This is a genomic window from Streptomyces sp. NPDC097595, from assembly GCF_044761525.1.
Taxonomy (GTDB): Bacteria; Actinomycetota; Actinomycetes; order Streptomycetales; family Streptomycetaceae; genus Streptomyces; species Streptomyces drozdowiczii_A.
Genome location: NZ_JBIWCN010000005.1, coordinates 226,800 through 253,192, shown reverse-complemented (window position 1 = coordinate 253,192; position 26,393 = coordinate 226,800). Strand labels below are relative to the sequence as shown.

The window sequence follows — 26,393 nt, the reverse complement described above, 5'->3', positions numbered from 1 at the left end:
GTGCCGATCCGGCCGAACGGACCGGCTCTGCTGCACGTATCCTCCGGAACAGGCAGGTCATTTGCCGACAACCACCATCACCCGGAGGGCGGTCCTGTGCTGGACGAACTCGATCTGCTCCTCGTCACCGCGCTCCAGATCGCGCCGCGCGCGGACTGGCGGACCATCGGGGACGTGCTCGACATCGACGCCTCGACGGTCGCCCGGCGCTGGGCCCGGCTGACCCAGGCCGGGCACGCCTGGATCGGCGTCCACCCCTCGGTCGCGGCGAGCGGCCCGCACACCTGGACCCTGGTCGCGTTCATCGAGGTCGACTGCGTCCCCGGACGGCTGCACGAGGTGGCCGGCCACATCGCCGACGACCCGCACGTGTTCAACCTGGAGCACGTCAGCGGCAGCCGGGACCTCGTGGTCACCGCGGTCTTCACGGACCACGCCCAGCTCGCCCGGTACGTCGGCTTCCGCCTCGGCGCCCTCGACGGCGTCGCGGCCTCCCGTACCCAGGTCGCCACCACCCTGCACACCGAGGGCAGCCGCTGGCGGCTCGACCGGCTCACCGAGGAGCAGCGCCGCAAGCTCGCCCCACCGGCCTCGAACCGGCAGCCCGGCCACACCGTTCCCGAGCGGGACCTCGAACTGGTCCGCGTCCTCGGAGAGGACCCGCGCCGGCCCGTCGCCCACATCGCCGAACGCACCGGGCTCAGCCCCACGACCGTCCGCCGCCGCCTCGATCGCCTGGACGCCGACCGGGCGCTCGCCTACCGGTGCGAGGTGGCGCGGTCGCTCTCCGGCTGGCCGGTCTCGGTCTCGTACTGGGCGGCGGTGCCGCAGAGCCGGGCGCCGCAGCTCGCGAAGAGCATCAGCCAGATCCGCGAGATCCGGCTCTGCGCCTCGCTGACCGGCCCGCACAACCTGCTCCTGGCCGCCTGGCTGCGTTCGGTGGACGACATCGGCGCCTTCGAGTCCCGGCTCACCGCCCGCCACCCCGAACTGATGGTGGCCGACCGGGCGCTCACCCTCTGGCCGATGAAGCTCGCCGGGCACCTCCTCGATCCACAGGGCCGCCACCTGCGCGCCGTCCCCCTGGCCAGCTGGGAGGGCACGCACTCCGACACCGCGGAGGCGGCCCTCCTGGACCGCCTCCGGACACCGCCCGCTCGTTAGACCCCGCGCGCGAACCGGGTGAAGTACTCCAGCGCCGAGAAGTCGTCCACCGCCTCCCGGCCGGCGACCTTGTCGATCGCCGCGCCCTGGAGCAGCCGTTTGACCGGCACCTCCAGCTTCTTGCCGGTACGGGTGTGCGGCAGCGCGGGCACCTCGATCACCGTGTCGGGGACATGGCGCGGCGAGGCGTGCGTGCGGATCGCCGTCCTGATGGTGTCGCGCAGCTCCTCGTCCAGGGCCCGGCCGGGCTCCAGGACCACGAACAGGGGCATCCAGTAATCCCCGTAGGGCAGTTCGGCGCCGATGACGAGGCTTTCCCGGATGCCGGGCAGCTCGTCCACCACCGCGTAGACGTCGGCGCTGCCGAGGCGCACCCCGTGCCGGTTGAGCGTGGCGTCGGAGCGGCCGGAGACGATGACGCCGCCGTGCGCGGTGCGGGTCATCCAGTCGCCGTGCCGCCACACCCCCGGGTAGGCGCCGAAGTAGGCCTCGCGGTACCGGGTGCCGTCGGGGTCGTTCCAGAAGCGGAGCGGCATCGACGGCATGGGCCGGGTGACCACCAGCTCGCCGACCTCCCCGGTGACGGGGCGGCCGTCCCGGTCGAAGGCTTCCAGGGCGACCCCGAGCAGCGGTGCGGACATCTCGCCCGGCCACACGGGGACGCTGGGGGCGCCGCCCGCGAAACCGCTGACGATGTCCGTCCCGCCGCTGGTCGAGGCCACCTGGACGCGGGGGCCCACATGGTCGCGGACCCAGTGGTACGACTGGGCGGGCAGCGGCGCGCCGGTGCAGCCGAGGACGCGCAGGGCGGACAGGTCCAGATCGCGCCCCGGCTCCAGGCCCGCCTTGGCCGAGCCCTGGAGGTAGCCGGGGCTGACGCCCAGGACGGTGATCCGGTGTTCGGCGGCCAGCTCCCACAGGCGCCCCGGTCCGGGATGGGCCGGGCTGCCGTCGTAGAGCACCGGGGTGGCGCCCATCAGGAGCCCCGAGACGACCATGTTCCACATCATCCAGTTGGGCGTGGTGTACCAGAGGAAGCGGTCGCCAGGCCCGAGGTCCAGATGGAGCCCGAGCAGCTTGTGGTGGTCGAGCAGGACCCCGCCGTGGCCGTGGACGATGCCCTTGGGCGTGCCCGTGGTGCCCGAGGAGAACAGCACCCACAGCGGCGCGTCGAACGGCAGCTGCTCGAACACGCACTCGGCGGGCTCGGCGAGGGCGTCCGCCCAGCCCACCGTGTCCGCTTCCGCGTGCCCGGCCGGGGACAGGCCGAGGACGGGCACCTCCACGGTGACCCGGACGGACGGCAGCGCCTCGCGCAGCGCGGCGGTCTCGGCGCGGCGGTCGTGCTCCCGGCCGTTCCACCGGTAGCCGTCGGCCGCGAAGAGGACGACCGGTTCCAGCTGGGCGAAGCGGCCGGCGGCGCCCTCGGCACCGTAATCCTGGCCGCAGGCCGACCAGATGGCCCCGATGGACGCGCAGGCGAGGAACGCCAGCACGGTGTGCGCGCTGTTCGGCAGGTAGCCGACGACCCGGTCGCCGGCCGTCACGCCCCGGTGGCGCAGCCAGCCTGCCAACGCCCCTACCCGGGACCGGAGTTCGCCCCAGGTGAGGTGCGCGGTGGCGCCGCTCTCGTCCGCCGAGATCAGGGCCACGGCGTCCGGCTCGCCCGAACGCAGCGCGTGCTCCGCGTAGTTCAGCCGGGCGCCGGCGAACCAGCGTGTGCCCGGCATCGGCGTGTCGTCGATGACCCGGTCCCAGGTGCCGGTGGTCCGGAGGGAGAAGAAGTCGGCGACGGCCGACCAGAAGCCGGGCAGGTCCTCGACCGACCAGGCGTGCAGCGACCAGTAGTCGGCGTGCGCGGTGCCGGTCCGTTCCGCGACGAAGTCCGTGAACCGGGCGAGCCGGGAGTGCGCGGCCGCCGCCGGGTCGGGCAGCCAGACGGGCTCAGGGGCCGAGGGGGCCGTCGTGCTCATCGCGCGCCTCCCGCCGTGACGACCGGCGCCGGGGCCAGCTGCTCCGCGAGGTCGTCCACGAGCCCCGCGAGGCCCTCCGGCGCGGTGGCGGTGCCGAAGAGATAGTGGTCCGGGCGGATCACGACGGCCGCCTGCCCCTCCTCGGCGAGGTGCGGGAGGTAGAAGCCGTCCACGTCGACGGCGGCGACGTCCTCCCCGCCGTCGGCCGGCGAGGACACGAGGTGCAGCAGGCGCGCCCCGATCCCGTCGAGGAAGGCCAGCTGCCGCGCCGACAGCACCGTACGCGGATCGGTGAGGCACGCGACGACGAAGCCGCGTCCGGTCACCTCGTTGAGCAGTCCGGTACGGCCCCGGTACGCGATGCGGGCCTGCCTGCTCTGGACCCCTGCGGCGCCGCCCCCGCCACGGGCCACGAGACCGTCCGTCAGCACGGTCGGGGGCAGCGGCGGCAGGGCCTTGTCCGGATCGGCGCCGTGGCCGGTCATGTACGCGTCGCGCCCCGCCGCCTGCTCCGGGTCCGTGACGCAGATGACCTTGCCCAGCTCCACCGACATCCCGATCGCGTGCTGCACATGGGCGGCGCGCTCGGTGCCGTAGGTGTCGAGCAGCTCCGGGGCGGCGGCGCCGCGCAGGACCAGATCGAGCTTGAAGGAGAGGTTGGCGGCGTCCCGGATGCCGGAGCACATGCCCTGGCCCGCGAACGGCGGCATCAGGTGGGCCGCGTCCCCGGCCAGCAGCAGCCGCCCGGACCGCCAGACGTCCGCCCACTGGGCCTGGAAGGTGTAGACGGCGTGCCGTTCCAGCTCACAGGTGTCCGGAGTCATCCCGAAGGGTTCGAGCAGCCGCCAGGCGGTGGCCTCGGTGTCGAGCTCCGCCACCGTCTCGCCGGCCATGCGCATGAACTCCCAGCGCCGCCGGCCCGGCCCGCCCGACACCACGGTCGTCGGCCGTTCCGGATCGCATATCTGGAGGTTGACGGGGTCCCAGACACGTGGGACGTGCGGGCGTACGTCCACGATGAGCCAGTCGTAGAAGAACCCGAGGTCCTCCATCCGGGTCGGCATGTGGCCGCGTACGAAGCTGTTGGCGCCGTCCGCGCCCACGACCCAGGCGGCGGTGATCCCGTGCTGCCGGCCCTCGGCGTCCCGCGCGGTCACGGTGACGTCCTCGTCGCCCTGGACCAGGGCCACGGCCTCGTACCCGCGCAGGACCGTCACCTCCGGGCGGGCCTCGACGGCCTCGGCAAGCGCCCGTTCCAGGTCGGGCTGGTACGTCATGGAGGCGCGCGGCCAGCCGGACGGGCCGGGTCCCGACCAGTCGAAGGTCAGCAGCGGGGTGCCCGAGGCGTTGCGCCACTCGTAGGTGTCGGCCGGTTCGGAGAGCGCGCCCAGCCGGTCACCGATGCCCGCGTCGGCGAGCAGCCGGGCGGCCTCGTCGTCGAAGTGGACGGCGCGCGGCAGGGGGTACGGGGTGGGCCACTGTTCGAGGACGGTGACCCGCCGGCCGTCCCGGGCCAGGAACAGGGCGGTGGTCAGGCCGACCGGGCCGGCTCCGACGACCAGGACGTCGCTGCGGCCGTGTGTGTGCTGCATGGCGTGCTTCCTCACTGGGTCGGCGCGTGGGCGCCGGTCATCAGGGCCGCCAGGTCCTCCGGGGCGAGGAACGACGGGGGAGGGGGCGGGCCCCACGCGTACAGCGACTTCGCGCCCTCGAAGACGCCGGGCTTCCACAGCGCGTCGTCCACGATGCAGTCGAGGTCGGAGTAGTACTCGGAGAAGGTGCCGGCCGGGTCCTTGAGGTACCAGAAGAAGTTCGAGCCGATGTAGTGGCGGCCGAGCCCCCAGGTGTGCCGGTCCGGGTCCGCCTCCAGCATCGCGGTGGCACCCCGGCCGATCTCGTCCACGTCGTCCACCTGCCACGAGGTGTGGTGCAGGAAGGCGACGGGGGCCTGCTGCACCAGGACGTTGTGGTGGTCGCTGGAGCAGCGCATGAACGCGGCCAGGCCTTTGACCGTGTCGCTGACCTTGAAGCCGATGCCCTCCCGGAAGAAGCGCTGGGAGGTCTCCTGGTCCGTCGAGCCGAGGACCACGTGCCCCAGCTTGCGCGGCCGCACCGGCTCCTCGCGCAGGATGCCCGGGGCGCGGTGCCCGGCACGGGCGACGGCACCCGGCGCGTTGTACGGCGGCGCCTCGACGGGGGTCTGCCGCAGGCGCGGGGCGATCTCGACGCGGACCAGGACCTCGGTGCCCGGGTCGACCGCTGTCACCGACTGCTCCGCGCGGTGGACGGGCACGCCGAGCCGGGCCAGCGACGCGGCCACCCGGTCCAGGTCGTCCGGGTCCTCGGCCCCGACGCCGAGTTCGACCAGGCGGCGGCGGGGCGCGTGCACGATGCGCAGCTGCTCGCCGCCGTCGACTGTGGACAGGGTGTACGAGGACTGCGGCGCGTCGGCCCGGCCGGGGGCGCCGCCCACGGGGGTGAGGCCGAAGTCGGCGTAGTAGGCGGCCGTCTGTTCGACGTTCGGCACGCCCATGACGATCCGGGTCAGTCGGTGCAGTGACATGGAACGGCTCTCTTTCGGGGTCGGCGGGGCTGGACCGGGGAGACCTGGAGGGCTTTCCGGTCAGGGGGCGAGCATCGGGTTGCGCAGCGTTCCTATGCCTTCGATCCAGGTCACGAGTACGTCACCGGGGGCAAGGAACTTCTGCGGAGTGCGGGCGCCGCCGACACCGGCCGGGGTGCCGGTGAAGATCAGGTCGCCCGGGAGCAGGGGGCAGACGGCCGAAAGACGGGTGATGAGCTCCGGGATGTCGAAGACCATCTCCGAGGTGCGGCTCTTCTGAAGGATCTCGCCCCCGTCGAGCCGGCAGCCCAGTTCGAGGTCGTCCGGGTTCGCGAACTCGTCGGTGCTGACCAGCTCCGGGCCGGTCGGCGCGAAGCCCGGGTAGGACTTGCCGAGCGAGAACTGCGGCGCCGGACCGGTCAGCTGGAGCCGGCGCTCGGAGAGGTCCTGGCCCACCGTCAGCCCCGCCACGTACGACCAGGCGGTCTCGCGCGTCGCGTGGTGGCAGTGCCGGCCGATGACGGCGACCAGCTCGGTCTCCCAGTCCACCAGCCCCTCGGGCAGGGTGACGGGCGACTCGGGGCCGGTCAGCGAGGTCCGGAACTTGGTGAAGACCGCCGGCTCGGCGGGCACGTCGAGCTTCGACTCCGCGATGTGGTCGAGGTAGTTGAGGCCGACCGCGAAGATCTGGGCGGGCCGGGGGACCGGCGGCCCCCACACCGCGCCGTCGTCCGCGCCCAGCACGGGCGCCTCGGCCGCGGCGGGCGAGGCCAGGAACTCCCGGCACCAGGTGGAGAACGCCTCCCAGTCGGTGAACACGCCCTGCGGATCGGGTCCGAAGCGCCCGCCGCTCGCCTCCGCCGCGTCGAGAAATCCCTGCGGGCCCTTGATGGCCAGCCGTCCGTCGATGTGCGCCAGGCGCATGAGGTCCTCCATGCCGTGCGGGGGTGTCTGCTGCGCAGTCTTGCCCCGTAATCTCGATGAAGCAAGAGATTAACGATAATTTCTACGACTGTCGTTCGGCTGCTACGGTGTGTGGTCATGGCTGGTGAGAAGGCAACACGAGGCGGCGTCGTCTACGCGCGGATCCGCGAGGACATCTTTCAGGGGGTCTTCGAGCCCGGGCAGCGACTGCGCCTGGTCGAGCTGGCCCAGCGTTTCTCGGTCAGCCAGTCGGTCGTCCGCGAAGCGCTCACCCGCCTCTCCGAGCAGGGGCTCGTCCACGCCGCGCCGCAGCAGGGCTTCAGCGTGGTCACCGTCTCCCTCGCCGACCTCAACGAGCTGACCGAGGCCCGCATCGAGATGGAGACCCTGGTCCTGCGCCGGTCGATGGAGCGCGGGGGCATCACCTGGGAGGCGGCCGTCGTCGCCGCCCACCACCACCTGGCCGGCACCGAGGGCATGCGGAGCGACGGCACGCCCAACCCCGAGTGGTTCGCCGTCCACGAACGCTTCCACCAGGCCCTGCTGGAGGGCTGCGGCAACGCCAGGCTGCTGGCCGCCACGCTCGGCCTGCGCGACGCCGCGACGCTCTACCGGCGCTGGTCGCTGCCCGTGGGCCACGACACCGCACGCGATGTGGCCGGCGAGCACCAGGCGATCGTCGACGCCGTCCTCGCGAGGGACGCCGACACCGCGACCGCCCTCCTCGCCCGGCACATCGACCGCACCTCCCAGGCGCTGCGCACCGTGATCGCGAACGACCCGGCGGCGGTGGCATAGCGCGGTCGGCCCGGATGCGGCAGCCGGCCTCCGGTGGCAGCCTGCGAGGCAGCGGCCCGGCGACCGGTACGGCAACGCAGCGCCCGCTGCTCTCACGACGGCAAGGACGACGTCATGACGGCTCACCACGACCCCGGCCTCTCCGGCTGGGTCCACCGGCTCGCCCCCGCCCCGGCGGACGCGCCCGGCGTGCCCGCCAGCTCGGCGCCCACCCTGACCGAGGCGACCGCCCGGCTCGGCGAGGGACCCGTGGCCTGGGCCGTGCTCGTCGGCACCGAACTCGCCCGCGTCATCACCCGCGAGGTGCCCGAACTCGGCGGCGGGCCCGCCCCCTTCGAAACCCTCCGGATGGGCACCGAAGCGGCCGTCCTGCGGGCCCTGCTCCTGCTGGCCGACCCGGCGGCCGACCGGACCGTGCCCGAGGAATCGCTCCTGGGGGACCGCGAGTTCGCCCGGCGCCGGGTGGGCCTCGACAAGGTGCTGCGCGGCATCCGCGTCGCGCACGCCGCGCTGGCCGGGGCGCTGATGGCCGCCTGCCGGGAACGGGCGGCGCCCGACGACCGCGCCGAGGAGTTCCTGCGCATCTCCGAGCTGCTCTTCGGCTTCATGGACGAGTTCTCCTCCCGGATGACCACCGAATACCTGACCGAACACGACCGCTGGCTCGCCAGCGGTGCCGCCGCACGCGAGGAGACCGTGCGCGCGATCCTCGACGGCCGGCCCGTACGCGAGGACACGGCGCGGGAGCTCCTGGCCTACCGCCTGGAGGGCCGCCATCTGGCGCTCGTCGCCTGGTGCGAGAGCCAGGCCGCCGGCGCCACCGGGGACCTCCAGCGCGCGGCGGCCGACCTGCTGCACCTGCGCGGCTGCTCCTCGGCCCTGATCCTGCCGACCGGCCGGACCACGCTGTGGGCCTGGGGCGACCCGCAGGCCCCGCACCCCGCCGAGGCGCCCGCGGGCGCCACGTATCCCGAGGGCTTCGCCTTCGCCTTCGGCTCCGTACGCCACGGGCTCACCGGATTCCGCCAGTCGCACGAGGACGCCCAGCACGCCGCCCGCGTCATGCGGCTCAACCCCGGCGGCACCGGGCCCGTCGTGGACTACCCGGACGTCGAGCTCCCGGCCCTGCTCTCCGCCGACCTCCCCGCCCTGCGCCGCTTCACCGGCGACGAACTGGGGGCACTGGCGGCGGACAGCCCGCACGCCGAGCAGCTGCGCCGCACCCTGCGGCTCTACCTGCGCAACGAACGCAGCCTGATGGCGGCCGCGGCCCAGCTGCACGTGGCGCGCAACACCGTCACGTACCGCGTCAAACGAGCCCAGGAACTCCTCGGGCACGACCTGACGGCCCGGCTGCCCGAGGTGATGGCGGCCCTCGAAGCGGCCAGGGTGCTGGGCCCGGCCGTGCTCCGGCCCGAGAACGAAGCCCACGACGCCTGACCCGGCCGCTCAGATCAACGGGGTGACCTGCTCCTCGATCCCGAGCAGCGCCCGCCCGTACAGCTCCCCGGCGATCGCCGGGTTGATCACCGCGTGCCGGCTGCCGGTCTCCTGGTCCCGCCAGATCCGCTGGAGCGGGCTCGCCTCGGCGAAGCTGCCGGCGCCCTGGATGCTCAGCAGCAGATCCAGCGCCTCGCGGGAGCGCCGGGCCACATAGCCGGTGTCCATCCGGACCCGGGCCCGTGTCTCGAACGGCATGTACTCACCCCGCGCCGCCCAGGAGTCGATGTCCTCGGCGGCCCGCATCAGGTGCAGCCGGGCGGTGTCGATCAGCTGCGCGGCCTCGGCTAGCTGGATCTGCGTCGACGGGGCCTCACTGGCGCGCTCGTAGAAGGTGTACGAGATGCCCTTGCCCTTCGCCAGGGAGGCCCGGACCACGTCCATCCCCGCCTGGGCGAGGCCCACCTGCGGCCCCGCCAGGACCAGCGCGAGCACCGGCACCAGCGCCGAGCGGTACAGCGCCTCCTCCGTGTGCTCCGTCGGGTAATCCCCCCGCACGCCCCGCGTCACCGACAGGATCCGGTGCTCCGGTACGAAGACCTCGTCGGCGACCAGCGTGTTGCTGCCCGTGCCGCGCATCCCGGCGACGTACCAGGTGTCCTCGATCGTCAGCTCGTCCATCGGGATCAGCGCGGCACCCTGGTCCGTCTGCTGCCCGGCGGCGTCCACGACGGGGATGCCGAGCGAGGCCCACTGCGCGTGCAGGCTGCCGGACGCGAAGCCCCACCGGCCGCTGACGACCAGTCCGCCGTCGACCGCCCGGCAGGTCGCGCTGGGCGCGAGGACACCGCAGACCCGGGCGTCGGGGTTCTCGCCGAACACCTCCTGCTGGACGCGCTCGGGATACAGGCCGACCATCCAGTTGCAGACGTTGACCAGGGTCGCGACCCAGGCCGTGGACCCGCAGCCGCGCGCCAGCTCGGACGTCACCTCGAGGAAGGTCCCGAAGTCCGCCTCGTGGCCGCCGAACCGGCGCGGCACCGTCAGCCGGAACAGCCCCGCGTCGGTCAGCGCCTCGATGTTCTCCTCGGCGACCCGGCGGTCGGCCTCCGTCCGGGCGGCGTTCTCCCTCAGCAGCGGAAGCAGCTCCGTCGCGTGCGCCTTCAGCGCGGTCCGCGAGGTCGGTGCGGTCGTGGTCATGGTGTCCTCCGGGCGTCGTACGGCTCAGACGGCGCACCCCGGGCGACTGACGCGGCGGGGTCCGCTTGGTGGGATTGCACGCCTCGTCCGCCCCGCTGTCCCCGGTCCCGGAGCACAGATCCGGGTCCGTCTCCTGCGCTGCCGGACCAGTCCGGCGGTCCTTTGGGCCCGCCGCCAGGACGGGCCCGGCCGGATTGGCCTCCCGGCCCAGTGCGGCCGGCCGAGGACCGTGGAATCACTGGAACAGAGCCCGGACCCCATCCACCGCAGGAGGCCGCTGTGCCCACGTCCGCCCCGACCGGGACGCCCCCGCCCCTCACCGCCCCCGCTCCCGCGGCCTTCCGCCACGTCCTGGGCCATGTGCCGACCTCGGTCTGCGTGGTGACCGCCACGACGGACACCGGCCCGGTCGGCGTCACCGTCGGCAGCTTCACCTCCGTGTCCCTGGAACCGCCCCTGGTCGCGTTCTGGGCGGGCGCCGCATCGGCCAGCGCGGAGGCCATCGCGGGCGCGGGACGCTTCTGCGTCAACGTCCTGGCCGAGGACCAGCAGGAGGTGTGCGCCGCCTTCGCGCGGCGGACCCCGGACCGGTTCGCCACCGGCGACTGGGAGTACCCGCCGGACGGGCCGCCCCGGCTCGGCGGTGCGGCGGCCTGGCTCACCTGTGATGTGGAAGGAAGCGTTCCGGCGGGTGACCATGTGATGGTGATCGGCCGCGTCCTGGACCTGGCCGCCGCCGACGGGCCGCGCCGCCCGCTCCTCTTCCACCGGGGCCGGCTGGTCCGCCTCGACCGCGCGCACGCGGTGCACGCCCCCACCCACTCCTTCGGCTGGTGGGACCGCTGACCGCCGGCGACGCCCCCGAGGAAGGCCCCATGACGGACACCGAGAGCGTCACACAGACCGTGCTGCGCGAGCGCCAGGCGCGGGACCGGGGCTGGTGGGAGCGGATGCGCGCCTGCTACTGGCCCGACTCCGTGGTGAACCTCAGCTGGTACCAGGGCTCCGGCCCCGGATTCGTGGACGCCTCCGCGCGCATGGCCGGGCGCGGCGACGCGAGCGTGCACCGCCTCTCGCCGCCCGTCGTGCGGATTGTGGCGGACCGGGCGTTCGCGGAACTGCCCGCCGGCATCGAGGTGCGCACCGAGGTGGACGGGGTGGCCGTGGACCTCGTCTCGTACACCCGGATCGTGCACCGGCTGGAGCGGCGCGAGGGGCGGTGGGCCATCGCCCGGCTGGACTGCGTCTACGAACGGGACACCCTCGCGCCCGTGCTGCCCGGCACCCCCGTGCCCCTCACCGCACGGGACCTCGCGCCGTACCGGGCGCCCTACGCGATCCTCGCGTGGCACCTGGCCCGGCGCGGCTACACCGTCTCCGGCGAACTGCTGGGCGACGACCGCCCGGAGCGGACCGCCGCCTTCTACGACGACACACTGACGTGGCTCGCCGGCTGACACCGCCCGCCCCCACCGCAAGGAGCACCCCATGACCCCGACCGGACTCATCGACGTCCACGCCCACTTCGTCACCGACGCCTATGTCGACGCCGCCCGGTCCGCCGGGATCGAGCACCCCGACGGCATGCCCGGCTGGCCCTCGTGGAGCGCCGAACGGCACCTCGCCCTGATGGACGACGCCGGAATCACCACGTCCTACCTGTCCGTCTCCTCGCCCGGAGTGCACTTCGGGGACGACCGCGCGGCCCGCGCCCTGGCCCGGGAGGTCAACGGGTTCGGCGCCCGAGTCCGCGCCGAGAACCCGGACCGGTTCGGCCAGTTCGCCTCGCTGCCGCTGCCCGATGTGGAGGGCGCGCTCACCGAGGCGGCCTACGCGCTGGACGTGCTCGGCGCCGACGGGGTCGCCGTCGAGACCAACCACCACGGCCTCTACCTCGGCGACCCCCTGCTCGAACCGCTGTGGGAGGCCCTGGACCGGCGCGGCGCCCTCGTCTTCGTCCACCCCACCTCAGCGCCGCACGCGGACGAGACCGCCCTCGGCCGGCCGCGCCCGATGCTGGAATTCCTCTTCGACACCGCCCGCGCCGCGAGTGACCTGCTCCTGCGCGGTGTGTTCACCCGCCACCCCCGGATCCGCTGGGTGCTGACCCACGGCGGGGGAGCGCTGCCGCTGCTCGCGGACCGCATCGACCTGTTCCGTACGATCACCGGCGGCGGGGACGGGCCCGGCGCCGTGGAACAGCTCGGACGCCTCTGGTACGACATGGCCGGGACGCCGTTCCCCCGTCAGATCCCGGCCCTCGACGCCGCGTTCGGCACCGAGCGCCTGCTGTACGGCAGCGACTACTGCTGGACCCCCGCCGAGGCGGCCCGCGCCCAGATCGCCTCCGTCGACGCCGCCGCCCCGCCCTCCGCCACCGACACCTGGCGCGACCTCACCACCCGTAACGCACACCGCCTGTTCGCGGTCTGACGGACGGCCGCACCACTACCCCCAGGAGAGACATGAGCAGGTACGTCGACCCCTCATCGGTCACCGGCCAGGTGCTGGTCAGCGACGTCACCGTGGTGGACCCGCTGGACGGGACGGCCACGCCCGGACAGGACGTGCTCACCGAAAACGGCCGGATCACCGCCGTGACGGCCACCGGCGCCCCGGCAGACGGCCGCCCGGTGGTGGACGGGCGGGGCAGATTCGCCGTACCGGCGTACATGGACATGCACCTGCACGCCCTCAACACCCCGGACGACATCGACGGCACCTACGCCCTCCTGCTCGCCAACGGCATCGCCGGCTTCCGCCAGATGTCCGGCAGCCGGGCGCTCCTGAAGTCCCGGCGCGCGGGCACCCTGCCCAGGCCCACCGGCGCACCGGACCTGAAGGCGACCGCCGGCGACCTCCTCACCCCGTTCAACGCGAGCACCGCCGACGACGCGGTGCGGGTTGTGCGGGAACAGCACCGGGACGGCGCCGACTTCGTCAAGGCGGGCATGACGACCCGCGAGACCTTCCTCGCCGCCCTCGGCGAGGCCAACCGGCTCGGCATCCGCCTGGGCGGCCATCTCCCCGCCGACCTCGACCCGCGCGACGCCGCACGCGGCGGGGTCTGGTCGATCGAGCACCTGGGCCCCGGCGTCACCGTCTTCGCCGCCGCGTCCTCCCGCGAGGCCGAGGTACGGGCCCGCAACGCCACCCGCAAGCTGCCGCCGCTCCCCAAGCTGAGGTTCCCCGGCGCCGACCGGCTCGTGACCAGGCTGATCAAGGGCATGGTCGTGAACCCGGCCACCCACACCTCCGAGCACGAGGCCCACGCGTACGCGCTCGCCGACGGCTCGTACGACCAGCAGAAGGCCGAGGAGCTGGCCGCCCTCTTCGCCGCGCACACCACCTGGCAGTGCCCCACCCTGATCCGGGTCCACACCCAGCAGTTCGGCGACGCGCCCGAACACACCGGCGACCCGAGGCGCCGCTACATGGCGCCCGGGGAGCTGCGGGCCTGGGACAAGTCGGTACGGAAGTTCGCCCGGCTCCCCGACGTCACCCGCGAGGCCCTGCACCACCACTGGGCCGCCCAGCTCAGGCTGACCAGGACCTTCGCCGACGCCGGAGTGCCCATGGTCGCGGGCACCGACGCCTGCGGGGCGGCCCACATCATCCCGGGCTTCTCCCTGCACGACGAGTTCGACCTGCTCGCCGAGGCCGGTCTCGCCCCGCTGACCATCCTGCGCATGACGACCACCGAGCCCGCCCGGTTCCTCGGCGAGGCGGGGGCCTCCGGCCGCATCGCCCCCGGCATGCCCGCCGACCTGGTGCTCCTCGACGAGGACCCGCTGGCGGACCACACCGCGCTGCGCCGGATCGCCGGGGTCCTGCGGGAGGGCTCCTGGTGGTCCCGCGCCGACCTCGATACCGTGCTGGAACGCGTCGCCGCCGCGCCCGGCGCCCGCTGAGGCCCGCACCGGCCGGAACGCCCCGAGCGGGAGGGACACGCACATGACGGAAGCCGACCCCGGCCTCTTCGGACCCGCATCGGTCACCTGGCAGCTGCACGGCGACCCGATGATGTGGATCGCCGGGGTGCGGGCCCTCTATCTCCAGGCGCTCCACCCCCTCGCCATGCGCGGCGTGACGCAGAACTCCGACTTCCGGGAGGACGCCTGGGGCCGGCTCATGCGCACGGCCGGCTTCGTCGGCACGATCACCTACGGCACCACCGAGGCCGCCGAGAAGGCGGGCGCCCGGGTCCGGAGGATCCACTCCCGCCTGAAGGTCACCGACCCGGCGACCGGGACCACCCACGGTGTGGACGAGCCCGAACTGCTGCTCTGGGTGCACTGCGCCGAAGCCGACTCCTACCTCCAGGTCCTGCGCCGCTCCGGCTACCCGCTCACCGCCCGGCAGGCCGACCAGTACCTCGCCGAACACCGGCACAGCGCCCGCCTCGTCGGTCTCGACCCGGCGGACGTGCCCGCGACGACCGCCGACATGGCCGACTACTTCGCCCGCGTACGTTCCCGGCTCGCCCGCACCCCGGAGGCGCTGGACGTCGACAGTTTCCTGCGCCGCCCGCCCGTACCCCCGCTCCTCGTCCCCGCACGCGCCCTGCTGTGGCGGCGCGTGGCCACCCTCGCGTACCAGTCGCTGCCGCCGTTCGCCCATGAGCTGTACGGGCGGACGGCGCCGCCGCCCGCCGCCGTGGACCGCCGGCTGCGCACGGCCGGGGCGATCCTGCGGGCCGTCCCCGCGCGGCTGCGCTGGCGGCTTCCGCCCGGTCACATCATGAACGCGATGGCGCGGCTCGGACCCGGCAGCCGCCCCACCCCGTACACACTGAAGAGGCAGGCAGCCATACTGGACTGACCTGGGAGGGTGCGGCGACAGCGGGCTGAACGACGGGGGCGGCAACAGGGATGGCGGAAACCAGGCTGATCCAGAGCCGGTACCGGCTGCTCGACCTGATCGGTCGCGGCGGCATGGGCGAGGTGTGGCGCGCCCGCGACGAAGCGCTGGGCCGCCAGGTCGCCGTCAAATGCCTCAAGCCCATGAGCGCCCAGCGCGACGAGGACCACACCCGCATCGTCCGCGAACGCTTCCGCCGCGAGGCCCGGGTGGCCGCCGCCCTCCAGCACCGGGGCGTCACCGTCGTCCACGACTTCGGCGAGTACGAGGGCGTGCTCTACCTCGTGATGGAGCTGCTGGACGGGCGCAACCTCAGCCAGCTCCTGGAGGACAACGCGCAGCACCCGCTGCCCGTGGACGACATCGTGGACATCGCCGAACAGGTCGCGGACGCCCTCGGCTACACCCACCAGCAGGGCATCGTCCACCGCGACCTCAAGCCCGCCAACATCATGCGGCTGTCCGACGGGACGGTGAAGATCTGCGACTTCGGGATCGCCCGGCCGGGCCACGGCATCCCGGTCACCTCCCGGCTCACCGGCGTCGGCATCGCCATGGGCACCCCGCACTACATGTCGCCGGAACAGATCAGCGGCGGCCAGGTCGACCACCGCAGCGACCTCTACTCGCTGGGCTGCGTGCTGTACGAGATCGCGACCGGGGCCCCGCCCTTCGACCTGGAGGACTCCTGGGGCATCCTCGTCGGCCACCGCGACACCCCGCCCGAGCCCCTGCGCTCCCACCGCGCCGAACTCCCCGGGTTCTTCGACCGGGTCGTCCTCGACCTGCTCGCCAAGACCCCCGAGGAGCGCCCGGCCGACGCCCACGACCTGCGCCGCCGCATCGCCGTCGGCCGCACCGGTGAGCAGCCCTCCCTCGGCCCGGCCGGCGAGGCCCCGCCCGCCCCCGTCACCCTCTCCGGCCGGACGCCCGCCCCCATCCCCGCCGCGCCGCTGCCCGCGTGGGCGCACACGATGACCGGCGGCCACAAGGCGACGGGCGCGGTGACCCCGCCGGCGGCGCTCGACCACTCGGCGGGCCTCACCCTCGCCTGGACCACCCGAACCGCCCCGCCCGGCGCCCGGACCGACCGCCAGGTCCTCAGCCCCGGCACCGCCCGCAAGGACCGGGCCGAGAACGCGCTGCGCGAGTTCGGCCGCATCGCCGAGGACCGCGCCCGCGCCCTCGGCCCCGAGCACAGCGAAACGCTCGCCGCCCGGCAGCAGATGGCGTACGCGCTCGGCCGCCTCGGCCGGCACACCGAGGCCCACGAACTGCACACCGCCGTGCTCGCCTCGCGGGAGCGCGCGATGGGCCCCGACCACCCCGACACCCTGCGCTGCCGCCACAACCTGGCCTTCAGCCTCAGCAGACTGGGACGCCTGGAGGAGGCGTACCGCATGGCCCGCGACGTGGCCGCCGCCCGCGCCCGGGTGCTGGGGGCCGACCACCCGGACACCCTGGTCACGCTCTACGAGGTCGGCTACACGCTGGGCCGGCTCGGCCGCTGGACGGAAGCCCTGCACACGTACCGCCGGGTCGCCGAGGCGCGGACCCGGCTGCTCGGCCCCGACCACGCGGACACCCTCGCCACCCGTTACGAGGTCGGCATCAGCCTCGGCCGACTCGGCCGCAGCGCCGACGCCCTGGAGCTGTACCGCGCGCTCGTCGCCGACCGCACCCGGGTCAACGGCCCCACCGACCCGGAGACCCTGCGCGCCCGCCACGGACTCGGCGTCAACCTCGGCCGGCTGGCCCGCTGGGACGAGGCCCTGGCCGAGGCACAGGCGGTGTCCGGGGGGCGGGAGCGCGTCCTGGGCCCCGACCACCCCGACACCCTCGTCAGCCGCCGCGAGGTCGCCGTCGCCCTCGGCTGGCTGGGCCGCTGGACCGACGCGCTCGCCCTGTACCGCCAGGTCGCCGAGGCGCGGACCCGGCTCCTCGGCCCCGCCCACCCGGACACCCTCTCCGGCCGCGACGACGAGGCGCACTGCCTCGAACAGCTGGGCCGCGCCCGCGAGGCCGCCGACCTCTACCGCGAGGTGGCGGCGCTCCGGCAACGCGGCCACGCACCGCTCTGACGCGGGCCACCCGCGCCGGAGCGGGACGGGCGGCCGGGCCCGCCCGCCCCGCGCCCCGGAGGGCCGGTCAGTCGGCCGAGGCGGCCCAGCCCGTCGCCTCGATCCGCCGGGCGTCCGACGGACGGCCCTCGTCGAAGACCGTACGGCCGCCGTCCTCGACCTTGATGGCGTCCACGTACACGCCCCGGCCCACGTACAGCTGATCCGTGGTGTAGCGCCACCTCAGCAGGACCCCGGCGCCGCGCACTCCGGCGAGGCCGGCGTCCAGGCGGTGCCAGACCCGGCCCGACCAGCCGGAGAGCGAGCCGTCCGGGTGCGCCTCGGGCCGGGGGCGCCCGCCCTGCCCGGTCGGCGTCGTGGTGAACGGGACCGGCTGCCAGGTGCCACCGGCGTCCGTCGAGGCCTCCAGGTACAGGAAGTCGGAGGCCGGTTCGGTGTCCCACCACAGCGCGCAGCTCAGCCGGGCCCGCGAGGAGGCGAGCGGCAGGGCGGGCAGCGACAGGGTGGCCGTCGACGCGCTCGCCATCCCGGAGAACCAGGCGGTACGGCCCCGGGCCGGGCGGACCGCGACGGCCCGGGCCATCTGGTTGGCGGTGGCCACACGCGGCGCGCTGCCGGACCGCCAGTTGCGCACCGGGTGCACCGAGTTGCCCAGCACGATCAGGAAGGAGTCCGTGGACGGGTCCAGGACCAGGCTGGTCCCGGTGAAGCCGGTGTGCCCCGCCGTCCGGGGCGTGGCCATGGCGCCCATGTACCAGTGCTGGTAGAGCTCGAAGCCCAGGCCGTGCGCGTCACCGGGGAACGCCGTGTTGAAGTCGGTGAACAGCAGATCGACGGAGTCCGCCGAGAGGATGCGGGCCCGTCCGTACACCCCGCCGTTGAGCAGGGTGCGCGCCAGGACCGCCAGGTCCCAGGCGCAGGAGAACACCCCGGCGTGCCCGGCGACCCCGTCCAGGCTGAAGGCGTTCTCGTCGTGCACCTCGCCCCAGACCAGGCCGCGGTCGAGCCCGGACCAGGGGAGCCGGGCGTCCTCGGTCGCGGCGATCTTCGGCTTCCAGGAGGCGGGCGGGTTGTACCGGGTGCGCCGCATCCCGAGCGGACCGGTGATCCGCTCGCGCAGCAGGACGTCCAGGGTCTGCCCGGTCAGCTTCTCCAGGACCAGCTGGAGCGAGATCAGGTTGAGGTCGGAGTAGAGATAGACCGTGCCGGGCGGGTTGGCCGGCACCTCGTTCCACATGAGCTCCAGCTTCGCCTCCCGGGTCGGCGCCTTGTAGAGCGCGATCGTCGCGCGGAATCCCGAGGTGTGCGTCAGCAGCTGACGGATGGTGATGTCCTGCTTGCCGCCGCCGGCGAAGTCCGGCAGATAGGAGGCTACCGTCGCCTCCAGCTCCAGCGAACCGTGCTCGATCTCCTGCACGGCCAGGATCGAGGTGAACAGCTTCGAGACCGACGCCATGTCGAAGACCGTGTCCTCGGCCATCGCGATCTGCTGGTCCTCGGGGAACTCAACGCCGGTGTCGGTGGTCTCGTCGTACGCCGAGTAGCGCACCGCCTTGCCGATCGGGTGGTGCAGGGCCACCGTGTCGCCCCGGCCCGCGAGCAGCACCGCACCCGCGTACCACGGGTGCTTCGGCGAGGCTTCCAGGTAGCGCTCCGCCTCGGTGACCAGCTGGTCGAGCGGTTCCCGCAACAGCCCGGCGCGGGCGGCCGATCCGCGCCGCAGCGTCGGCTTCGCGCCCGCGTGCATCTGTGCCGACCCCGCCCCCGACTCCGTGGCAGACGCCGTGCCCGCGAACGGGATCGGCGCCAGGGCGAGTGCCCCGCCCAGGGCCAGCATCCCACCACCGAGCCTCCGCCGGCTGATCTCCCCGGCCGCCGTGTCCTCCGTCATGCGCAACCCCTTCTCGCTGCCTGAAAGTAACTTTCGAAATCTCTTCCGGGCGTGAAACTTCCTGCCGAGCAGAGAGTACTGTCAGGGCCCGCTGTGCCGTAGAGGGGGGCGGGGTCGAGAATCTGACTTCTCGTCAGGAATCACTCACCGGCCGGTGCGGCGCTCCCGAGGAAGTCGATGAGCCCGTACGGGGCGCGCTTGCCCAGGCAGAGATCCAGGATCTCGTGGGCGTCCGCGTAGAAGGACGCGCTGCGCGGGAACATCTCCGCCTCGTAGGCCGCGAGCGCGGCTTCGGTGTCGCCGGGGTGGGCGGCGATCGCCTTGCCGAGCTCCGAGCCGTCGAACATCGCCAGATTCGCGCCGTCGCCGGACGGGGGCATCAGGTGCGCGGCGTCGCCGATGAGCGTCACGCCGGGCACGCGGTCCCAGTGGTGGGCGTCGGGGAGCGTGTGGATCATGCGGGCGACCGGGGCGGTCTCGCCGTCGGTGACCAGCGCCGTGAGGTGCGGGGCCCAGCCGTCGAACTCGGCCGCGATACGGGCGGTCGCGGCGGCGGTGTCGGTGAAATCGACGGAGCCGATCCACTCGGCGGAGCGGTTCAGCTGCACGTACGTGTGCAGGACGCCGCCCGCCTCGCGGTGCGCCACGATGCCCTTCCCGGGCGTCAGCGCGTACATCGCGCCCCGGCCGACCGCCTCGGCCGTCGCGGAGTGCCGCTCGTCCGCGTCGTACAGATAGGTCTCGATGAAAGTCGTGCCGATGTAGGCGGGTACGGCGTCGGAGACCAGCGGCCTGACCTTCGACCAGGCACCGTCGGCGCCGACGAGGAGCGTGCTGGTCACGGTGGAGCCGTCGGTGAACGAGACCTCGTGGCGGCCCTCGCCGAGGGAGCGCACCCCGGAGACCTTGCGCCCCCACCGGACCACCCCGTCCGGGAGCGAGTCGAGCAGGATCCGGCGCAGGTCGCCGCGGAGCACCTCCGGGCGCCCGGCCGTGTCGTCGGCGGGGTCGTCCAGCAGCACCGCGCCGTCCGGATCGAGCATGCGCAGGGCCTCGGCGCCCTCGTGGATGATCGCCCGGAACTCCTCGGTGAGGCCGGCGTCCGCGAGGGCCCGCTGTCCGTCGCCCTCGTGGATGTCGAGCTGGCCGCCCTGGGTACGGGCCTCGGGTGAGGCGTCCGACTCGTAGACCGTCGCCGGGATGCCGTGGACATGGAGCACGCGGGCGAGCACGAGGCCGCCGAGGCCCGCGCCGATGATCGTGACCGGCGTCGTTTCGGTGTGCATGGGGTCCTCCCGCGCTGGTGTGGTGCATTGCTTTGGATCGTTGTTCCAATCCCACTGTGGAACACCGATCCATCCATGTCAAAATGGTGCTCATGGCGACCAGGAAACAGCGGGCCCCGCGACGCACGGACGCGCTCTCGAAGGAACGCATCATGGATGCGGCGATCGGGATCCTCGACGCGGAGGGCGAGCGCGCGCTGACGTTCCGCGCGCTCACCGCGCGCCTGGCCACGGGGAGCGGCGCGATCTACCACCACGTCGCCAACAAGGAGGAACTGCTGGCGGCCGCCGCCGACGCCGTCGTCGCCCGCGCCCTGTCCGAGGTGGCCGCGGGCGCGGAGCCGCGCGAGGCGATCCGGGCCATCGCGCTCGGGGCGTTCGACGCGATCGACGCCCACCCGTGGGTGGGCACCCAGCTCTCCATCGAGCCGTGGCACTCCGCCGCCCTGCGGATCTTCGAAGCGGTGGGACAGCGGCTCGACGCGCTCGGCGTCCCCGAACGGGCGCAGTTCGACTGCGCGTCCGCGCTCGTGAGCTACATCCTCGGCCTCGCCGGACAGTACGCCGCCGCCGCCCGCCGCCTGGCCCCCGGGACGGAGCGCACGGCCTTCCTCGACGGCTTCGCCACCCAGTGGTCGCGGCTCGCCGACACGGAGTACCCGTTCCTGCGGAAGGTCGCGCCGCAACTGCGCGACCACGACGACCGCGAGCAGTTCCTCGCAGGCGTCGACCTCTGGCTCACCGGCATCGGCGGGGTCCGGAACCCTTGACCACCGGCCCCCGGCCGCACAGGATCACGCCATGACCGGTGTACGCAGCAGCACAGTCGACGGCGTCCTGACCCGCAGCGCACGGCGCACCCCCGAACGGACCGCCCTGCGGTACGCCGGCCGGGCCTGGACCTATCGCGAGCTGGACGAGGCCGTCAGCACCGCGGCCGCCGCCCTCACCGGGGGCCACGCCCTGAACCCGGGGGACCGGGTCGCCGCCTACGCCCACAACTCCGACGCGTACCTCATCGCCTTCCTCGCCTGCGCCCGGGCCGGGCTCGTCCATGTGCCCGTCAACCAGAACCTCACCGGCGACGACCTGGCGTACATCCTGCGCCAGTCCGCCAGCTCCCTGGTCCTCACCGACCCGGCCCTCGCGGACCGCGTCCCCGAGGGCTTCGCCGTACGAGCGCTGCGCGACGACGAGGGGTCGCTGCTGGCCGAGCTGGACACCCCGCGCCCGTTCACCCCTGTCCGCGAACCGGCCGCCGACGACCTGGTCCAGCTGCTCTACACCTCCGGGACCACCGCGCTCCCCAAGGGCGCGATGATGACGCACGGCGCCCTCGTCCACGAGTACGTCAGCGCGATCACCGCGCTCGACCTGCGCGCCGGGGACCGGCCCGTCCACGCACTGCCCCTCTACCACTCGGCGCAGATGCATGTGTTCCTGCTGCCCTACCTCGCGGTGGGCGCCGAGAACACGGTCCTGGACGCACCGGACGCGGCCCGGATCTTCGACCTGGTCGAGTCGGGGCGGGCCGACAGCCTCTTCGCCCCGCCCACCGTCTGGATCGGCCTCGCCAACCACCCGGACTTCGCCGCCCGCGACCTCGGCGGCCTGCGCAAGGCGTACTACGGGGCGTCGATCATGCCCGTCCCCGTGCTGGAACGCCTCCGCGACCGGCTGCCCGGGCTGGCCTTCTACAACTGCTTCGGGCAGAGCGAGATCGGCCCGCTGGCCACCGTGCTCGGCCCGGACGAGCACGAGGGCCGGATGGACTCCTGCGGCAGGCCCGTCCTCTTCGTGGAGGCCCGGGTCGTGGACGAGCACGGCAAGGAGGTTTCCGACGGCACCCAGGGCGAGGTGGTCTACCGCTCACCCCAGCTGTGCACCGGCTACTGGGACAAGCCGGAGGAGAGCGCGGAGGCGTTCCGCGACGGCTGGTTCCACTCCGGGGACCTCGCCGTCCGGGACGCGGACGGCTACTTCACGGTGGTCGACCGGGTGAAGGACGTCATCAACTCCGGCGGGGTCCTCGTCGCCTCCCGGCAGGTCGAGGACGCCCTCTACACCCACCCCGCCGTCGCCGAGACCGCCGTCGTCGGGCTGCCCGACGAGCGCTGGATCGAGGCGGTCACCGCGGTCGTCGTCCTGAAGGGCGAGGCCACCGAGGACGAGCTGATCGCGCACGCCCGCGAACGCCTCGCCCACTTCAAGGCGCCCAAGCGCGTCGTGTTCACGGACGCCCTCCCGCGCAACGCCAGCGGCAAGATCCTCAAGCGGGAACTGCGCGACCGCCTCGCCTGACGGCCGGCAGGCCGCGTATCACCGCACGCGGCCGACCCCCGTGTAGATGGTGTCGGTGGCCTCCTGCCGCTCCGGCGCGGGCGTCCCGTTGTACCACCGCGGCGCGGGCACCAGGCCCGGGTCGACCATGTCGAGCCCGTCGAAGAAGCGGGCCACCTCCGCACGGTCGCGGGGCTGAAGCGTGATGCCGCTCGACCGGTAGCGGCCGAGCGCCTCCTCATCGACGACGAGGAAGTCCACGGTGAAGTGGGAGAGCGCCAGGCAGCTGCCCGGAGGCAGCGCGCCCACCAGCGTGGCGGCGATGCCGTACGGATCGTCCTCATCGGCCAGGAAGTGCATCAGGGCGATCATCGAGAGCGCCACCGGCCGTTCGAAGTCCAGCACCGTACGGGCGTGGGCGAGGATCTTCTCCGGGTCGCGCACATCCGCTTCCAGATAGTCCGTGGCCCCCTCGGGGGTGCTGACGAGCAGCGCCTCCGCGTGCCGCAGGACGATCGGATCGTTGTCCGTGTAGACGATCCGGGCCGCCGGGTTCACCCCCTGGACGATCTGGTGGAGGTTCGGCCGGGTCGGGATGCCGGTCCCGATGTCCAGGAACTGGTCGATGCCCGCCCGCGCCGCCCAGGCGGCCGACCGGTGCATGAACGCCCGGTTCTGCGCGACCCCCACCTTCGCCAGCTCCGGCATCTGCTCGCCGAGCGCCTGGTCGACGGGGTAGTGGTCCTTGCCGCCGAGGAGGTAGTCGTAGACACGGGCCGGGTGCGGCCTGCTGGTGTCGACCGGTGTGCCGGACGGGCCTGCCGTCATGGTGTGCTCCCCAATCCCTCGGCGGGAGAACACGAGTCCCCCTGCGGACGACGGTCACTCCGGCCCATCCTGCCACAGCAACCCCACTGGCCTGCGCGGAAGTTACGGCCGCTCGTCCACGATCCGGCGGAACTTCCCCACCGACCGCTCCAGCGTCTCCGGGTCCACGATCTCGACGCCCACCGACACCCCGATCCCGTCCTTGACCGCCGCCGCGACCGACGCGGCGGCCGCCGCCCGCTGCTCCGGCGTCGCCCCGGTCCTGGCCTCCGCCCGCACCGTCAGCACATCGAGCCGGCCCTCCCGGGTCAGCCGCAGCTGGAAGTGCGGCGACACCCCCGGGGTACGGAGCACGATCTCCTCGATCTGCGTCGGGAAGAGGTTCACCCCGCGCAGGATCACCAGGTCGTCGCTGCGTCCGGTGACCTTCTCCATCCGCCGGAACACCCTGGCCGTGCCGGGCAGCAGCCGGGTCAGGTCCCGCGTCCGGTACCGGACGACCGGCATGGCCTCCTTGGTCAGCGAGGTGAACACCAGCTCACCCCGCTCCCCGTCGGGCAGCACCTCGCCCGTGAGGGGGTCGACCACCTCCGGATAGAAGTGGTCCTCCCAGATGTGCAGCCCGTCCTTGGTCTCCACGCACTCCTGGGCCACGCCGGGACCCATCACCTCGGACAGGCCGTAGATGTCGACCGCGTCGATCGCGAACCGCTCCTCGATCTCCCGCCGCATCTCCTCCGTCCACGGCTCCGCCCCGAAGATCCCCGTCTTCAGCGAGGTCGTCCGCGGATCGACGCCCTGCCGCTCGAACTCGTCCAGGAGGGTCAGCATGTACGAGGGCGTCACCATGATGATGTCGGGCCGGAAGTCCTGGATGAGCTGGACCTGACGTGCCGTCATGCCGCCGGATGCCGGAATCACCGTGCAGCCCAGCCGCTCCGCCCCGTAATGCGCCCCGAGGCCGCCGGTGAACAGCCCGTACCCGTACGCCACATGGATTTTCTGCCCCGGCCGGCCGCCCGCCGCCCTGATGGACCGGGCGACCACATCGGCCCACGTCTCCAGGTCCCTCTCGGTGTAACCGACGACGGTCGGACGGCCCGTCGTCCCGCTGGAGGCGTGGACCCGGCGCACCCGCTCCTCGGGGACCGCGAACATCCCGAACGGGTAGTTGTCCCGCAGGTCCGCCTTGGTGGTGAACGGGAAGCGGGCCAGATCGGTGAGCGAGCGGCAGTCCTCCGGCTTCAGCCCCGCCCGGTCGAACGCGGCCCGGTAGTGCGCCACGTTCTCGTAGGCGTGACGCAGGGTGGCCCGCAGCCGTTCGAGCTGAAGCGCCTCCAGCTCGGTGCGGCTCATCCGTTCCGCCGAGTCCAGCAGAGCCGTCATGTCGGGCCTCCCTCGTCCGTGCGCGCCGTGCGGACGACCGATCATTCGGTCGTTTCCTCCGGGAGCAGTAATTCAGGATCTTGCACCCCCTGGCAAGAGGGGTGACGCATCCGGACCGGGCCGCGAATACGCCCGTACCGAACACGGCTGCGTCACCCGGACGGCCCTGTTTGGATGGGTGCATGCCGACCTTCCATACGTACGACGGAACCGAGCTCGCCTATCACCTCGTGGGGGAGGGGACACCGCTGATCTGCCTGCCCGGCGGTCCCATGCGGGCGAGCGCCTACCTCGGCACCCTCGGCGGACTCTCCGCCCACCGGCAGCTGGTCCTCCTCGATCTGCGCGGCACCGGCGACTCCGCCGCCCCCGACGACCCCGCCACCTACCGCTGCGACCGGCAGGCCGAGGACGTCGAGGCACTGCGCGCCCACCTCGGCCTCGAACGCGTCGACCTCCTCGCCCACTCCGCGGCCGGCGAACTCGCCGCGCTCTACGCCGCCCGCCATCCGCACCGGCTGCGCAACCTGGTCCTCGTCACCCCCACCACCCGGGCCGTCGGCCTCACCTCCTCCGCGCGCGAATCCCGCGAGGCGGCCGCCCTGCGCGCCTCGGAACCGTGGTACGAGGACGCGCACGCCGCCCTGGAAGAGGTCTGGGCGGGCCGGCTGACCGACGAACTGCGCGCCAGGACAAGGCCGTTCATGTACGCCCGCTGGGACGCCGCCGCCCAGGAGCACGCCGCCGCCTCGCCCGCGCAGATCAACGCCGAGGCCGCCGCGCGGTACGCCGGGGGAGACACCTTCGACCCGGCCGCGACGGTCCCCGTCCTGCGCACGCTGGAGGCACCGGTCCTCGTGCTCGCCGGGGAGTACGACACCCTCGTCACGCCCGACCTGGCCGCCGGGCTGGCCGCGCTCTTCCCGCATGCCGAGTTCGCCGTGCAGCGCGGCGCCGCGCACTTCCCGTGGATCGACGACGCGGGGGCGTTCGCCCGTACCGTCGAGGCGTTCCTCGACCCGGAGGTGCACAGCGTCCGGGCGGGCGGGACGCGGCTCGCGTACCGGGTGTGGGGCGACCCGGCCGCGCCGCCGGTCGTCCTGGCCCACGGCCGCTGCGGCAGCAGCCGCGACTGGGCCGTCATCGCCGCCCGACTGGCCGCCACTCACCGGGTGTACGCCTTCGACTTCCGGGGCCACGGCCTCAGCGACTGGCCCGGCCGCTACAGCTTCGAGCTGTTCCGCGACGACCTGCACGGCTTCCTGGAGGCCCGCAACCTCGCCGGTGCCACCGTCATCGGGCACTCCATGGGCGGGGCCGCCGCCTATCTGCTCGCCGAACGGCACCCCGGGCTGATCGGCCGCCTGGTCATCGAGGAGGCGCCCCCGCTCATCCCGCTCGACCCGCCCCGCCCGGTGCCCCAACGGCCCGACGAGGAACTGGACTTCGACTGGCCGCTCGTGCCGGCCATCGACGCCCAGCTCAACGACCCGGACCCGGCGGCACGCGAACTCCTCGGTGAGATCACCGCCCCCACGCTCCTCATCGGCGGCGGCCCGAGCAGCCATCTCGCCCAGGAGGACCTGGCCGAGATGGCCCGCGCCATCCCCGGCGCGGAGCTCGTCACCATCGACGCGGGCCACCTCGTACACACCGAACGACCGGAGGAATTCCTCACCGCCCTCCGGTCGTTCGGTGTCCGATCACTTAACTGACGGG

At 73.5% G+C, this 26,393-nt stretch carries 20 protein-coding genes and 1 pseudogene; 12 read left to right on the top strand and 9 right to left on the bottom strand.

Annotation, left to right across the window (positions count from 1 at the left end):
* The first annotated feature begins 96 nt into the window (after positions 1 to 96).
* A complete protein-coding gene (locus ACIQZN_RS10560) occupies positions 97 to 1,164 on the top strand; it encodes an Lrp/AsnC family transcriptional regulator (protein WP_403990357.1) in 1,068 nt (355 codons plus the stop codon).
* Here the strand turns inward: ACIQZN_RS10560 and ACIQZN_RS10555 are convergent.
* Genes ACIQZN_RS10555 through ACIQZN_RS10540 form a run of 4 tightly spaced genes read right to left on the bottom strand, consistent with a single transcriptional unit; the run spans position 1,161 to position 6,624 of the window.
* Positions 1,161 to 3,137, bottom strand: coding sequence for an acetoacetate--CoA ligase (locus tag ACIQZN_RS10555; RefSeq protein ID WP_403990354.1), 1,977 nt, complete (start codon positions 3,135 to 3,137; stop codon positions 1,161 to 1,163). The genes ACIQZN_RS10560 and ACIQZN_RS10555 overlap by 4 nt on opposite strands.
* Complete coding sequence (locus ACIQZN_RS10550) at positions 3,134 to 4,729, bottom strand: bifunctional 3-(3-hydroxy-phenyl)propionate/3-hydroxycinnamic acid hydroxylase (protein ID WP_403990351.1); 1,596 nt, start codon at positions 4,727 to 4,729, stop codon at positions 3,134 to 3,136. The genes ACIQZN_RS10555 and ACIQZN_RS10550 overlap by 4 nt, the downstream gene beginning before the upstream one ends.
* A gap of 11 nt (positions 4,730 to 4,740) precedes the next feature.
* Positions 4,741 to 5,700, bottom strand: coding sequence for a VOC family protein (locus tag ACIQZN_RS10545; protein ID WP_403990348.1), 960 nt, complete (start codon positions 5,698 to 5,700; stop codon positions 4,741 to 4,743).
* 60 nt (positions 5,701 to 5,760) lie between these two features.
* Positions 5,761 to 6,624 carry a fumarylacetoacetate hydrolase family protein gene (locus ACIQZN_RS10540; RefSeq protein WP_403990345.1) on the bottom strand — a complete coding sequence of 288 codons (864 nt, stop codon included), beginning with the start codon at positions 6,622 to 6,624 and terminating at the stop codon, positions 5,761 to 5,763.
* Between the two features lie 117 nt (positions 6,625 to 6,741).
* On the opposite strand from ACIQZN_RS10540, the gene ACIQZN_RS10535 reads away from it, so the two are divergent.
* Complete coding sequence (locus tag ACIQZN_RS10535; protein WP_403990342.1) at positions 6,742 to 7,422, top strand: GntR family transcriptional regulator; 681 nt, start codon at positions 6,742 to 6,744, stop codon at positions 7,420 to 7,422.
* A 114-nt stretch (positions 7,423 to 7,536) separates the two neighbouring features.
* Positions 7,537 to 8,862, top strand: a complete 1,326-nt coding sequence (locus tag ACIQZN_RS10530) for a PucR family transcriptional regulator (protein WP_403990339.1) — start codon at positions 7,537 to 7,539, stop codon at positions 8,860 to 8,862.
* Between the two features lie 9 nt (positions 8,863 to 8,871).
* Here the strand turns inward: ACIQZN_RS10530 and ACIQZN_RS10525 are convergent, their stop codons facing one another.
* Positions 8,872 to 10,062 carry an acyl-CoA dehydrogenase family protein gene (locus ACIQZN_RS10525; protein ID WP_403990336.1) on the bottom strand — a complete coding sequence of 397 codons (1,191 nt, stop codon included), beginning with the start codon at positions 10,060 to 10,062 and terminating at the stop codon, positions 8,872 to 8,874.
* 279 nt (positions 10,063 to 10,341) lie between these two features.
* Here ACIQZN_RS10525 and ACIQZN_RS10520 point away from each other — a divergent pair, with 279 nt between their 5' ends.
* The 6 genes and pseudogenes from ACIQZN_RS10520 (at position 10,342) to ACIQZN_RS10495 (ending at position 17,003) form a co-directional block, all read left to right on the top strand.
* Positions 10,342 to 10,908 carry a flavin reductase family protein gene (locus tag ACIQZN_RS10520; protein WP_403990334.1) on the top strand — a complete coding sequence of 189 codons (567 nt, stop codon included), beginning with the start codon at positions 10,342 to 10,344 and terminating at the stop codon, positions 10,906 to 10,908.
* 29 nt (positions 10,909 to 10,937) lie between these two features.
* Complete coding sequence (locus ACIQZN_RS10515; RefSeq protein WP_403990331.1) at positions 10,938 to 11,519, top strand: nuclear transport factor 2 family protein; 582 nt, start codon at positions 10,938 to 10,940, stop codon at positions 11,517 to 11,519.
* Between the two features lie 31 nt (positions 11,520 to 11,550).
* The gene (locus tag ACIQZN_RS10510) at positions 11,551 to 12,495 is read left to right on the top strand and encodes an amidohydrolase family protein (protein ID WP_403990329.1); all 945 of its coding nucleotides are present in this window, start codon (positions 11,551 to 11,553) and stop codon (positions 12,493 to 12,495) included.
* Between the two features lie 32 nt (positions 12,496 to 12,527).
* Complete coding sequence (locus ACIQZN_RS10505; protein ID WP_403990326.1) at positions 12,528 to 13,973, top strand: amidohydrolase family protein; 1,446 nt, start codon at positions 12,528 to 12,530, stop codon at positions 13,971 to 13,973.
* Between the two features lie 43 nt (positions 13,974 to 14,016).
* Positions 14,017 to 14,880: pseudogene (locus ACIQZN_RS10500) on the top strand (oxygenase MpaB family protein); the annotation flags it as partial.
* A gap of 53 nt (positions 14,881 to 14,933) precedes the next feature.
* Positions 14,934 to 17,003 (top strand): tetratricopeptide repeat protein, encoded by a 2,070-nt coding sequence (locus ACIQZN_RS10495; RefSeq protein WP_403990323.1) that lies wholly within the window; start codon positions 14,934 to 14,936, stop codon positions 17,001 to 17,003.
* 67 nt (positions 17,004 to 17,070) lie between these two features.
* On the opposite strand, the gene ACIQZN_RS10490 is transcribed toward ACIQZN_RS10495, so the two are convergent.
* Positions 17,071 to 18,894: a serine hydrolase gene (locus ACIQZN_RS10490; RefSeq protein ID WP_403990320.1), complete on the bottom strand. Its 1,824-nt coding sequence runs from the start codon at positions 18,892 to 18,894 to the stop codon at positions 17,071 to 17,073.
* 140 nt (positions 18,895 to 19,034) lie between these two features.
* Positions 19,035 to 20,180: an FAD-dependent oxidoreductase gene (locus ACIQZN_RS10485; protein WP_403990317.1), complete on the bottom strand. Its 1,146-nt coding sequence runs from the start codon at positions 20,178 to 20,180 to the stop codon at positions 19,035 to 19,037.
* Between the two features lie 92 nt (positions 20,181 to 20,272).
* Here ACIQZN_RS10485 and ACIQZN_RS10480 point away from each other — a divergent pair, with 92 nt between their 5' ends.
* Together ACIQZN_RS10480 and ACIQZN_RS10475 are read left to right on the top strand one after the other, a co-directional pair.
* On the top strand, positions 20,273 to 20,950 hold the full coding sequence (locus ACIQZN_RS10480) for a TetR/AcrR family transcriptional regulator (protein ID WP_403990315.1): 678 nt from the start codon (positions 20,273 to 20,275) through the stop codon (positions 20,948 to 20,950).
* A gap of 31 nt (positions 20,951 to 20,981) precedes the next feature.
* Positions 20,982 to 22,481 carry an acyl-CoA synthetase gene (locus tag ACIQZN_RS10475; protein WP_403990313.1) on the top strand — a complete coding sequence of 500 codons (1,500 nt, stop codon included), beginning with the start codon at positions 20,982 to 20,984 and terminating at the stop codon, positions 22,479 to 22,481.
* An 18-nt stretch (positions 22,482 to 22,499) separates the two neighbouring features.
* On the opposite strand, the gene ACIQZN_RS10470 is transcribed toward ACIQZN_RS10475, so the two are convergent.
* Both ACIQZN_RS10470 and paaK read right to left on the bottom strand, forming a co-directional pair.
* A complete protein-coding gene (locus ACIQZN_RS10470; RefSeq protein WP_403990311.1) occupies positions 22,500 to 23,288 on the bottom strand; it encodes an SAM-dependent methyltransferase in 789 nt (262 codons plus the stop codon).
* 102 nt (positions 23,289 to 23,390) lie between these two features.
* Entirely contained in the window at positions 23,391 to 24,674 is a 1,284-nt protein-coding gene (gene paaK, locus ACIQZN_RS10465; RefSeq protein ID WP_403990309.1) for a phenylacetate--CoA ligase PaaK, read from the bottom strand.
* Positions 24,675 to 24,856: 182 nt separating this feature from the next.
* Here paaK and ACIQZN_RS10460 point away from each other — a divergent pair, with 182 nt between their 5' ends.
* Positions 24,857 to 26,389, top strand: coding sequence for an alpha/beta fold hydrolase (locus ACIQZN_RS10460; RefSeq protein WP_403990307.1), 1,533 nt, complete (start codon positions 24,857 to 24,859; stop codon positions 26,387 to 26,389).
* Positions 26,390 to 26,393 lie beyond the last annotated feature (4 nt).